Below are 12577 nucleotides of genomic sequence, written 5' to 3' on the forward strand. Positions count from 1 at the left end.
AAAAACAATTCCTAATGAAATCAACTCCTCAAACCGTTTCTTCAAAATCATCAGCAATGATCGCAAAAGAAACTCAATATGGTGCTCACAATTACCATCCTTTGCCAGTGGTTTTAAAAAGAGGAGAAGGAGTCTTTGTTTGGGATTTGGAAGATAAAAAATATTTCGATTTTCTGTCGGCATATTCAGCTGTGAATCAAGGACATTGTCATCCAAAAATTGTCAATGCAATGATACAACAAGCGCAAACACTAACCTTGACTTCTCGTGCTTTTTATAATGACCAATTAGGGAATTTTGAAGAATATGTAACTAATTATTTTGGGTTTGACAAAGTGTTGCCCATGAATACAGGTGCCGAAGCCGTAGAAACAGCACTTAAATTGTGTAGAAAATGGGCCTATGAAGTAAAAGGAATTCCAGAAAATAAAGCCCAAATTATTGTTTGCGAAAATAATTTTCATGGAAGAACCACCACTATCATTTCGTTTTCAAATGACGAAACCGCTCGAAAGAGTTTTGGTCCCTTTACTTCTGGATTCATCAAAATTCCATATAACGATATCCAAGCTCTTGAAAATGCTTTACAATCCACGCCCAATATCGCAGGATTTCTTGTTGAACCCATTCAGGGTGAAGCGGGTGTTTATGTACCTTCTGAGGGTTATTTAGCCAAAGCAAAGGCACTTTGTGAAAAACAAAATGTTTTATTCATTGCCGATGAAGTTCAAACAGGAATTGCTCGAACTGGAAAATTATTAGCTGTTCATCACGAGAATGTGCAGCCTGATATTTTGATTTTAGGAAAAGCACTTTCGGGTGGAGTTTATCCTGTTTCGGCTGTATTAGCGAACAATTCTATCATGAATGTAATCAAGCCAGGACAACACGGTTCTACTTTTGGCGGAAATCCAATTGCTTCCGCCGTTGCTATTGCGGCTCTCGAAGTAATTAAAGACGAAAAGCTTGCCGAAAATGCCGAACGTTTAGGCGAAATTTTGAGAAAAGGATTGAATGAAATTGCCCAACGAAACTCGTTAATTGCATTAGTTCGAGGCAAAGGTTTGTTGAATGCTATCGTAGTAGATTGTGATGAAGAATCGGATTTGGCTTGGGATATTTGTATGAAATTCAGCGAATACGGGCTATTAGCAAAACCTACTCACGGTAATAAGATTCGTTTTGCTCCACCATTAGTCATCACCGAAACACAAATTCAGGAATGCCTTGTTATCATCGAAAAAGCTTTGAATAATTTTAGGTAATTTTTAATTATTTTAAGAAATTTTCAATAGAATTATTACAATCAATTATATTTCCGAAACTCATTTTTAAATCGCCTATAATTTAATAACTGACCATTCTTTTAATTTTGTGCCAAATGATTTTCCAGCATTAGCAGGACTTGTAGAGGGTAAAGTTGTCAAATGATATTCTTTTTCTGGTTGAATGTACTTTTTGAAATAAGCAGCTGCTTTTTGACCGTTGAAAAAAATGGAGTGGATATTGGGATGATCTTTCAAAAACAAATTGATGGCATTGGGCACTTCTTGTTCAATGGCGCTATCCAAACTTCCTTCTCTTATACAGGCTTCTAGCACATCCCAAACGGCAATTCCATTTTCTAATAAGATGTTTTTCCTTTTCTCATAATCAGTAGTAAAAGGAGTTTCAAAAAGGGTAAAGATAATTTTCCAAAAAGCATTTCTAGGATGTCCGTAGTACTGACTTAATAACAAAGATTGCACTCCAGGCATAGTTCCCAGAATTAAGATTTTGGAATTAGGACTCGAAATAGGAGGAAAAGAATATTTTATCATGAAGTAGGTTGTAATTGTGTTTCAAATATAGTCATAAATTTTGTCGCAATTTTTAAGCTTTGACAAATAGGTTTAGTATTAAAATGCTTATATTTACTCTAATCGCAATCAAGTGACTTAAATGAAAAAAAGGATTATCGGAATAATGGGGGCAATGCCCGAAGAGATTGAAGGGGTTGTTAGTTTATTAAATAACTGTACTTCCTCATCTATGGGTAAACGCACTTATTTTAGCGGACAAATTAATGGTATTGATACAGTGGTAGTGTTTTCGAGATGGGGAAAAGTGGCTGCTGCGACAACTGTTACTACTCTTATTCATGAATTTAAAATAACAGAATTATGGTTTACTGGAGTGGCAGGAGCGATAGATCCAGATTTAAAAATTGGCGATGTGGTTGTTGGCAAACGACTGATTCAGCATGATATGGATGCTCGACCTTTGATGAATCAACACGAAATTCCTTTGTTGAATAAAACGTATTTTGAAAGTGATGCTAGTTTGTTGGATATGGCTTCTAAATCAGTGGCTACTATTTTTAAAAACAGTAGTTTAAATTCGGCTATCGATGCTGAAGATTTGAATCGTTTTTCTATTACAAAACCTCAATTATTTATTGGAGACATAGCTAGTGGAGATCAATTTTTTTCTAGTAACGAACAAAAACAAAATCTTAATAACCAATTGCCCGATGTATTGTGTGTAGAAATGGAAGGAGCTGCTGTTGCTCAAGTTTGTTATGAGTATGCAATTCCGTTTTGCATTATAAGAACGATTTCCGATGCGGCGGATGCTAATTCACACCTTGATTTTCCTTCTTTTGTAAAAAAAATTGCCAGTAAATATGCCACCGAAATAATAAAAGATATTTATTCACAGTTCTAATCTAAAAAAGAAAATGAAAAAGCTAAACACAGCAGAAATTCAAGCAGGTTTACAACAAATTGATTCGAAATGGGAAATTAAAGAGAACTGTATTCATCGAGAAATAGTATTCAAAAATTTTGTTGAAGCTTTTTCGTTTATGACTTCAGTGGCAATGCTAGCAGAAAAAGACAATCATCATCCCAATTGGAAAAATACCTATAACAAAGTTACGATTGCACTCAACACGCACGATGCTGACGGAATAACCCACAAAGATTTCGATTTGGCAAAAGAAATTGATACGATTTTGAGTAATATTGTTTTATAAACAATATTTTTTGAGTCTATTTATCTAATACATTTAATAATTTAAAAATTACCACTATGAAAAAATTATGTATGGCTTGTTTATTTTTGATTTCTATTGGATTTGTAAGTTGTAAAAACGAAGAAAAACAAAAACCAAAAGAAGCAATTGAAAAACCAATAAGTGTAAGCTGTTATGAAGCCATTTATGAAAACGACACCATCAATTTAACAGTTAATCTTTTAAAAGACGGAAAAGCATCAGGAAATATGGTCATGAAAATGGCTGATATGCCTGAAAAAATTGGAGAAATCAAAGGAGAATTTCGTGGTGACACCTTATTTGCTGATTATTCTTTTATTGAAGCCAACAATGACAAAAAGCAATTCAAAAATCCAATTGCGGTTTTAAAAAGAGACAGTCTTTTTATTCTGGGTAACGGAAAAATTGAAACTTATTTGGGAGCTTCTTATTTTGCAAAAGGAGTTCCAATCGATTTTGATAATGTGAAATACCAATTCAAAACGGTGGATTGTACTGCTAAATAAAACAATCGATTTATATTTTAAACCCAACAAGTTTCTAAAATTTGTTGGGTTTTTAATTTTAAACTAAACAGTAATAATAGTTCTAAAAGTCAAATTTATTCTAGGTTTGTTGATTAATTTTGTTGGCGGAAGCCGGTGTAACCAATGGGTTTGTGTAGTGTCTTTCATTACTAATAAACTACCGTGTTCTAAAAGAATCGAAACGGTTTCTTTGGTTTCTTTATGTTTGAAAGCAAATTTGCGTTCTGCTCCAAAACTCATCGAACCGATGGCTCCATTTTTCTTCAAATCTTTTTCGGCATCGCTGTGCCAAGCCATTCCTTCATCGCCAGTGTGGTATAAGTTCAGTAAACAGGAATTGAATGTTTCGCCTGAATTGGCTTCGGCAAGAGATTTTAATTCTAATAATTCGGTTGTCCATGGCAATGCCCGTTTGCTAATATTGGAATAAGTATATTCAAAATCGGTGTCGCCATACCAAGCTACTTTTCGTTTGGTTACAATCAGTTTGCCAAAGATAATGGCTTGGTCGTTTTTCCATTCAATGGTATTCATCAAAGCGTCAAAATAATGATTGGCTTGCTGGTCAGTCAATAATTTACCGTAATAATTTACGGTACCATCTTTAGGTAAAATGTTTTTGGAACGGTCTGTTTCACTGCTGAATAAATCCATTTTTAGTTTCCTTTTTTTACTAAAAAACCGTTTTCTACACTTTCATTAATTAAGTTTTCGGCATAATTAATTTGACCAAAAAAACTAATGACACAAATAGTTCCAAAGCTCTATTTAATATCTTCTCCAATAGCTTTTCTGCCAAAAATAATTTGAAAGAATAAAGGAAGCATAATTAAAATTAGGTGCATTTATTATTAGTTTGTTAATGATTTTAGTCTGTTTGATTTTGGTTCAACGTCCCGCCACTACAGCGGGTTTGGGACTAAATTAAGCCTTATTTTCGGATTTGCCAAATCATCGCAGATGCAAGACGAACTTTCCATTAAGCCTAAACCCCAATGTCTATAATATCTTAGCTGAAGCTTTTTAAATTAAGTTTTCTAGGTCATCAATTTTTATTTCAGAATCAAAATTATAAATATTGCACGAAAACCACTTCAAATGTTTACTTAAACCTTCTAAATCTGGGTAAATAGTTAAATAATTAACTCCAAACTGATTAAGCATAAATATTATTTCTTCTTTTAATTCTGATGAAATGATATATTTTTCTAAATATCCATTATAATTCGTTTTAGTCATAGGCATTTTTGGATTTTTATGAACAGTGAAATAACCTAATTGATTTGCAATCCGACTAGTCGAAGTTGAAGGTTGGTATATTTTAATTTCTTTATCAATATCAAATGGAGAATAGGCAGTTTCGTCAATAATATTAGATTCTATTTTTGTAATGTATAAAGCACCATCTTTATCATAATTTTCAGAGCATAAAAAAAATAAAGCTATTAAAGGATTTTGTGACCAATCCAATAATCTTGTTGGTAATCCATTATGTTGAGCTATTGCAAGTAGTTCCCATTCGGAATAATTAACATTTTTAAGATAATATTTAGCTCTACGTTTCCATTGTTTAAAAACTACATCATCTTTTATATTATTAAAACCTGGTCGGCCGCAGGTTGGAATTAAATCCCAAGATTCATCACTTTGTCCTCTAAATTTATAAGCATTAGTTTTTCTAAATTTTTCAATAAGTTCAAATAATTTAGGAATAGAAGTTATTTTTTTTCTCGTCATTTTTGGTAAAATTTTCAGCTAACGTGTATATATTGAATACAAAACAAAGACTGCACACCCAAAATTAGATAGATTGGCGAATGTTTGTCCCGTTTTATATTTTCTCAAATGTAATATTTTAATTATATAAAAAAGCAAAAACCCGACAGCTTTTTAAAAACTATCGGGCTTGAATTAAACAACCAAAATATAAAATTATAAAACCAATTCTCCTAAAGCTTCTTTGCTAAAACCAACAAGCTCATCCGTTTTTCCAGCTTTTATTTTTGCTGTCCAGTTGGGATCAGACAGTAAAGGTCTTCCAACGGCAACCAAATCAAAATCGCCTCTGTCGAAACGTCTGTTCAATTCGTCTAATGAAGTGGGTTCAGAACTTTCGCCTGCAAAGGCACCAAAGAAATCGCTAGAAAGTCCAACAGAACCCACAGTAATGGTTGGTGTTCCAGTCAGTTTTTTGGCCCAACCAGCAAAATTCAAATCTGATTTTTCAAATTCAGGTTCCCAAAAACGGCGTTGCGAACAATGCAAAATATCAACTCCAGCATCAACAAGAGGCGTAAGCCAAGCATCCATTTCTTGTGGAGTTTTCGCCAGTTTATAATTGTAATCCGAAGGTTTGAATTGAGAAAACCGCATAATTACCGCAAAATCATTGCCTACTTGTTTTCTGATTTCTTTCACGACTTCAATAGCAAAACGATTGCGTTCTTTTAAGGTTTTTCCACCATAAATATCGGTACGCAAATTGGTTTCAGCTCTGAAGAATTGGTCAATTAAATACCCGTGCGCACCGTGAATTTCGATAGTGTCAAAACCCAATCTTTTAGCATCGGCAGCCGCTTTCCCGAAAGCAATAATGGTGTCTTCAATATCCTTTTCAGACATCGTATTCCCGTTATTGAAATCCGGACGGTTCAATCCTGACGGCCCTTCAAAAGGAACTGGCGGCACCCAGCCCGAATGGTGATTATCCATAATGCCCATGTGCCAGATTTGTGGACCCATTTGACCTCCAGCAGCGTGAACTTCATCGATTACTTTTTGCCATCCATTCAATGCCTGATCGCCATAAAAATGAGGAACATTGGCATCATTAGACGAAGATGGTCTGTCAATAACAGTTCCTTCGGATAATATTAAACCCACTTCGCCTTCGGCTCTTTTTTGATAGTAAGCGGCAACTTCATCCGTTGGAATTCCGTTTGGAGAAAAAGAGCGCGTCATTGGCGCCATTACGATTCTGTTTTTAAGATTTAGCGACTTTAGGTTGAAAGGCGTAAATAAATTAGTTGTATTCATACTTTTATAATTTGTTCGTTTCACTTTAGATTTTATCTCCAGCCTCCGCCCAATGCACGATACAATTCCGTGTTGGCAGAAAGTTGTTCTCTTTTGATGTTGGCTAATTCTAATTCGCTTTGCAGTAAGTTAGATTGTGCAGTTAAAACTTCAAGATATTCCGCCATTCCGTTTTTGAATAACAAATTGGCATTTTTAATGGCTAGTTTCAGCGTTTTTACACGCTCCTGCAAAAAGGATTCCTGTTGTTGTAATTTTTCGACTTTTACCAAAGCATCTGATACTTCACTAACCGCTACCAAAACCGATTGTCTGAAACCTAAAACTGCTTTTTCTCTTTCGGCAACGGCAATATGGTATTGGGTTTTCAATCTTTTATTGTTGAGTAAAGGCTGTGTCAAACCACCTGCAACGGTTCCAAATAAAGAAGCCGGAATGTTAAACCAACTGCTGGTTTCAAACGAATTCAATCCGCCTTGAGCTGTAATTCTTAAGGCAGGGTACAAATCGGCTTTGGTGATTCCGACATTGGCATTGGCCACTTTCAAAGCCAGTTCCGCACTTTTTACATCTGGTCTTCGGCTTACTAATGAAGACGGAATCCCGATGGATGCGTTGTTTTTTATGGCAATAGCATTCAGACGAATGTTTCTCTGTTTGGAATTCGGGAAAGAACCCGTCAACACACTCAAAGCATTTTCCTGAATCGCTATATTTTGTTCCAATAAAGGAATCAGCTGTGCCGAATTCAATTGCTGTGCTTCCGATTGTTGAATGGCCAATGAGGTAACTTGTCCCGCATCGTATTTTAATTTGATGATTTTGGTGGTACTGTCATTCAATTTCAGGTTTTGTCTGGCGATTTCCAATTGAGCGTCTAGCATCAAAAGATTGTAATATCCTTTAGAAACATTGGCTACAATATTCGTCTGCAATGCTTTTTTAACCTCTTCCGATTGCAAATATCCAGCAAACGCTCCTTTTTTCTGATTGCGGATTTTACCCCAGATATCAGCTTCCCAAGAAAGGGAAACTCCCGCCGAATAATCTTCAAGATGTTTCATCCCCAAAGCCTGATTCAGGTTCATTCCGGTAAAACTATTTTCTGATGGACGATTGGTACTGGCATTCACAAACAAATTCGCTTGCGGCACATTTCCCCATTTGGATTGGGTGAATCGGTATTGTGCAATTTCGATGTTTTTGGTTGCGATTTGCAAATCGTTATTTCTCGCCACGGCGCTATCAATTAACTGAATAATATCTTTTTCGGTAAAGAAATTTTTCCACTCCAAATCTCCGATACTTGTCGTATCTGTTGAAACCGATGCATTCCTGAAATGGGCAGGAAAAGCATCTTTTGGAGTTTCAATATTCTTCGAAACGGTACAAGATAGTATGGTGGTGATCAAAATAGCGACCATCACGATTTTAGTTGTATATTTTTTCATTTTATAAGTTGTCATTAAATTTCTGTACAAGGACTTTTTGTAGCTTCAAGATCTTTCGAAACTTTATAAGAAATAAATCCGATGCCGATAATAAAGGCTACCAGAATTGTTGTGATATAATTTTCCATTTTTATTTTTCTTCGTTATGAATTACGGCTATCGGTTTTCCGGTAACTCTTTCTTGTAAATGTTGGAATACGATGAATAAAACCGGGATAACCAATAATCCAAGAATTACTCCCGAAATCATTCCGCCCGCAGCACCAATACTAATCGAATGATTCCCTTGAGCCGATGGTCCTGTGGCACTCATCATCGGAATCAATCCAACGACAAAAGCCAGTGAGGTCATGATAATTGGTCGTAAACGGAGCTTGGCAGCGTCTATGGAAGCTTTGACCAATGCCTGACCCGATTTTCGTTTTTGAACGGCAAATTCGACAATCAAAATCGCATTTTTGGCGAGCAGTCCAATAAGCATTATTAGTGCTACTTGTACATAAATGTTGTTTTCGATTCCAGTTAAACCAATGGCTACAAACACTCCAAATATTCCCGCAGGTATTGAAAATATTACTGCCAAAGGCAAAATATAACTTTCATATTGTGCGGCTAATAAGAAATAAATGAATATTAAACACAATAAGAAAATGGTTGTCGATTGACCTCCCGAAGAAATTTCTTCACGGGTTTGTCCTGAAAATTCAAATCCGTAACCTGCAGGTAATTGTTGTGCTGCTACTTCTTCAATGGCTTTGATGGCGTCACCAGAACTAAATCCAGGTTTTGGAATCGCATTGATACCAATGGAATTAAACAAATTGTATCTCGAAGCGGTTTCTGAACCATAAATACGGGATAGTTTTACCAAAGTATTTATCGGCACCATTTCGCCATTTTTGTTTTTGACAAATACTCTGTCAATTGCGGATGGATCAGCTCTGTCGGCAATATCCGCCTGAACAACAACGCGGTAATATTTACCAAATCTGTTAAAATCGGATGCCTGCGCGCTACCAAAATAGGCTTGCATCGTTTGCAGAATGTCTTTTACTTTTACACCCAATTGATCGGCTTTGGCATCATTAATATCCAATTGCAATTGCGGATAATCGGCTTTGAAACTGGTAAAAGCAACTGCAATTTCAGGACGTTTCATCAATTCGCCAATGAAGTTTTGAGAAATCCCACTAAATTTATCCAATTTGCCACCCGTTTTATCTTGCAGTACCAAATCCAAAGCTTCCACATTACTAAAACCTGGAACGGTTGGGAAACTAAACACGAAGAAACTACCTTCGGAAATCGCACCTAATTTTCCTTGAACATCGGTCATTATTTCGTTGATATCTTTCACTTTACCACGCTCTTCATTGGGTTTCAGCAATACAAAAACCACTGCCGATGAAGGACTGGTAGAATTCGTCAATAGGTTGAAACCTGAAATCGCAGTTACATCTCTGGAAGCTTCTAATTTGCTCAATACATTTTCAGCTTCGGTCATTACTTTTTGAGTTCCGTCTAAAGATGTTCCAGAAGGCGTATTTACTGCAATGGCGATAAATCCTTGATCTTCTGTTGGAATAAACCCTTGAGGCGTAGTATTTACCATTACAATTGTGGCAATCGTAATCAATGCCAATCCGCCTAAAGAAACCCATTTGTTACGGATTAAAAATTTCAATCCGCCTACATAGCGGTTTGTTAAAGACTCAAAACTGTTATTGAAACCCGTAAAGAATTTTTCTTTAAATCCTTGTTTAACATACGGAGCATCTCCATTCTGTGTAGCGTGATTGTCTTTTAAAAATAAAGCGGCTAGGGCAGGGCTCAATGTCAAAGCATTTACAGCCGAAATCACAATTGCAATCGCCATCGTAAAAGCAAACTGGCGGTAGAAAACTCCTGTAGAACCTTCCATAAAACCAACGGGTAGGAATACCGCAGCCATTACCAAGGTGATAGAAATAATTGCACCTGTGATTTCGTGCATTGCTTCGTGAGTGGCTACTTTTGGCGACAAATGTTTGTGTTCCATTTTGGCGTGTATGGCTTCGACTACGACAATCGCATCATCGACCACAATACCAATTGCCAGAATTAAAGCAAAAAGTGTTAAAAGGTTTATAGAAAATCCGAATAACTGCATGAAAAAGAATGTTCCTAAAATCGCTACCGGAACTGCAATAGCTGGAATTAAGGTTGATCTAAAATCTTGAAGGAAGATAAAAACCACGATAAATACCAAAATAAATGCTTCTAATAAAGTATGTTTTACTTGATCTATGGATTGGTCTAATGATACTTTTGTACTGTAAAAGATATTTTTTTTGATTCCTTTAGGAAAGTCTTTAGAAGCCTTTTCCATCAGTTTGTTAATGGCAATCTGAATGTCATTTGAGTTGGAACCAGCCAATTGAATCACGCCAATTACAATTCCTTTTTTACCATTCAAACGGGTTAAACTGTTATACGAATAAGCACCCAATTCCACTCTTGCCACATCTTTTAGGCGAAGAATAGAACCATCAGCATTGGAACGAATCGCAATATTCTGATAATCTTCCGGTTTGGTCAGTTTTCCTTTGTATTTGATTACGTATTCGAAAACTTCGGTGCTTCTTTCGCCAAATTTACCTGGAGCAGCTTCCAAACTTTTGTCCTGAATGGCTGCCATTACTTCGTTTGGCGTTACATTATGAGTGGACATTTGCGTTGGATTCAGCCAAACTCTCATTGAGTAATCTTTTGTTCCACCAAAAATCGCTGCCGAACCCACTCCCGGAATACGTTTGATTTCAGGAATAATATTAATCTGGGCATAATTGGCAATAAAAGTCTGGTCGTATTTCGATTCGTCTTCGGTAAACATACCAATCGCCATAATGAAGCTGTTTTGTTGTTTCGCGGTCGTTACACCTTGCTGCACAACTTCTGTAGGCAATTGACTTGTCGCTTGGGCAACCCTGTTTTGCACGTTCACCGCAGCCTGATCGGCATCCGTTCCTAATTTAAAGAAAACAGTAATCGCTAAAGTACCATCATTACTTGCTGTAGAACTCATATAGGTCATATTCTCCACACCATTTATCGATTCTTCTAGCGATGGTGCAACAGAACGTAAAACCGTTTCTGCATTCGCTCCCGGATAAACTGCTGTTACTAAAACCGATGGCGGTGCAATATCAGGAAACTGTTGTAAGGGCAATTTTGTAAGTCCAAGTACACCTAATATCACCAGTAAAATGGAGATAACGGTTGCCAGTACAGGTCTTTGTATAAATATTTTGAACATCTGTAAAAATTATTTTTTGTTAATGATTTGAGCTACTTTTGGAGCTGATTTTTCAGGCTGAATCAATTGCCCTTCCTGAAGTTTATCGATACCGCTTAATACGATTTGGTCACCTGATTTCACACCCTCACTAATCAGATAGTTGACACCGCTTTTTCCAATAACTGTGATAGGCATTTTACTGACTTTGTTTTCTTTGTTTAAAGTGAAAACAAAAATCTTATCCTGCATTTCTACCGTCGCCGATTGAGGAACTAAAATCGCATTATCATGATTGATTCCGAGTCTGATTTTTCCAGTATTTCCAGAACGTAAAGTTCCGTTAGCATTTGGGAAAGTAGCTCTTAAGGTAATAGCACCAGTAGTTTTATCGAATTGGCCATCGACCATATCAATTTTTCCTTTTTGAGGATAAGCGTTGTTATCGGCTAATATCAAAGAAACAGGAGGCAGGTGATTGATTTTGTCACCAATAGTTTTTCCTGCATAATGCGATTTGAAATTGATAAAATCGGTTTCGCTTAAAGAGAAATAGGCCACCACTTCGTGAACATCTGAAAGCGTAGTTAAAGGTTCCATATCAGATGCTGAAACTAAACTTCCTTGCTTTTTAGGCAATCTTCCAATATAACCGCTTACTGGAGCAGTAACATTAGTATATCCTAAATTGATTTTGGCAGATGCTACCATTGCTTTTGATTGTTCTATATTGGAAGCGGCAATTCGGTAAGAAGATTTAGCCAGTTTCAATTGATAGTCTGAAACGACTTTGTTTTGTACCAAAGGTGTTAGTTTATCGACTTCTAACTGTGCGTTGATTAAAGCAGCTTCTGCACCGTGAAGACTAGCCAGTGCATTGTTCAATTGTTCACGGAATGGGCGTTCGTTTATTTTGAATAAAGTTTGTCCTTTAGAAACATACGCACCTTCGTCAACCAAAACGCGGTCTAAATTGCCACTTACTTGCGGACGAATTTCGACATCTACTTTTCCTTGAATTGATGCAGGATATTCAGAATCCGTTATCGTATTTTCATTTGTTACTGTTGCAACAGGCAGGAGTGGAACGGGTGCAGCACCAGGAGCTTGTGATTTATCTGCACAGCTGATTACGAAAGCAGCTAGAAGGCTTAAGAGTGTAATTTTTTTCATAATTGGAATAGGATTTAAAATGGAACTGGATATTTGCTTTTTTGGAATAATCGTTTCAGAATTCATGCTGTTTGTTATT

General features: G+C 36.3%; 11 protein-coding genes. 4 read left to right on the plus strand and 7 right to left on the minus strand.

Annotated elements, in window-relative coordinates; all coding sequences use genetic code 11:
- Positions 1–14: 14 nt before the first annotated feature.
- On the plus strand, positions 15–1265 hold the full coding sequence (gene rocD / locus OZP15_RS06935) for an ornithine--oxo-acid transaminase (RefSeq protein WP_281337369.1): 1251 nt from the start codon (positions 15–17) through the stop codon (positions 1263–1265).
- 75 nt (positions 1266–1340) lie between these two features.
- Here rocD and OZP15_RS06940 read toward each other — a convergent pair whose 3' ends face one another.
- Positions 1341–1820, minus strand: a complete 480-nt coding sequence (locus OZP15_RS06940; protein ID WP_269227722.1) for a DNA-deoxyinosine glycosylase — start codon at positions 1818–1820, stop codon at positions 1341–1343.
- A gap of 121 nt (positions 1821–1941) precedes the next feature.
- Here OZP15_RS06940 and OZP15_RS06945 point away from each other — a divergent pair, with 121 nt between their 5' ends.
- The 3 genes from OZP15_RS06945 to OZP15_RS06955 are packed head-to-tail and all read left to right on the plus strand — an operon-like array spanning position 1942 to position 3543.
- Positions 1942–2706 (plus strand): 5'-methylthioadenosine/adenosylhomocysteine nucleosidase, encoded by a 765-nt coding sequence (locus OZP15_RS06945; protein ID WP_281337370.1) that lies wholly within the window; start codon positions 1942–1944, stop codon positions 2704–2706.
- Between the two features lie 13 nt (positions 2707–2719).
- A complete protein-coding gene (locus OZP15_RS06950) occupies positions 2720–3016 on the plus strand; it encodes a 4a-hydroxytetrahydrobiopterin dehydratase (protein WP_269227723.1) in 297 nt (98 codons plus the stop codon).
- A gap of 56 nt (positions 3017–3072) precedes the next feature.
- Positions 3073–3543 (plus strand): hypothetical protein, encoded by a 471-nt coding sequence (locus tag OZP15_RS06955; RefSeq protein ID WP_269227724.1) that lies wholly within the window; start codon positions 3073–3075, stop codon positions 3541–3543.
- A gap of 63 nt (positions 3544–3606) precedes the next feature.
- Here the strand turns inward: OZP15_RS06955 and OZP15_RS06960 are convergent, their stop codons facing one another.
- The 6 genes from OZP15_RS06960 to OZP15_RS06985 form a co-directional block, all read right to left on the minus strand.
- Entirely contained in the window at positions 3607–4218 is a 612-nt protein-coding gene (locus tag OZP15_RS06960; protein WP_269227725.1) for an alpha-ketoglutarate-dependent dioxygenase AlkB family protein, read from the minus strand.
- A gap of 369 nt (positions 4219–4587) precedes the next feature.
- Positions 4588–5301 carry an FRG domain-containing protein gene (locus OZP15_RS06965; protein ID WP_281337371.1) on the minus strand — a complete coding sequence of 238 codons (714 nt, stop codon included), beginning with the start codon at positions 5299–5301 and terminating at the stop codon, positions 4588–4590.
- Positions 5302–5496: 195 nt separating this feature from the next.
- Positions 5497–6600 (minus strand): NADH:flavin oxidoreductase, encoded by a 1104-nt coding sequence (locus OZP15_RS06970; RefSeq protein ID WP_281337372.1) that lies wholly within the window; start codon positions 6598–6600, stop codon positions 5497–5499.
- A gap of 32 nt (positions 6601–6632) precedes the next feature.
- On the minus strand, positions 6633–8051 hold the full coding sequence (locus OZP15_RS06975) for a TolC family protein (protein WP_281337373.1): 1419 nt from the start codon (positions 8049–8051) through the stop codon (positions 6633–6635).
- 130 nt (positions 8052–8181) lie between these two features.
- The gene (locus OZP15_RS06980; RefSeq protein ID WP_281337374.1) at positions 8182–11346 is read right to left on the minus strand and encodes an efflux RND transporter permease subunit; all 3165 of its coding nucleotides are present in this window, start codon (positions 11344–11346) and stop codon (positions 8182–8184) included.
- A 9-nt stretch (positions 11347–11355) separates the two neighbouring features.
- Positions 11356–12498, minus strand: a complete 1143-nt coding sequence (locus OZP15_RS06985) for an efflux RND transporter periplasmic adaptor subunit (protein WP_269227728.1) — start codon at positions 12496–12498, stop codon at positions 11356–11358.
- Between the last annotated feature and the right edge of the window lie 79 nt (positions 12499–12577).

Origin of the sequence: Flavobacterium eburneipallidum (assembly GCF_027111355.2) — a bacterium.
GTDB lineage: Bacteria > Bacteroidota > Bacteroidia > Flavobacteriales > Flavobacteriaceae > Flavobacterium > Flavobacterium eburneipallidum.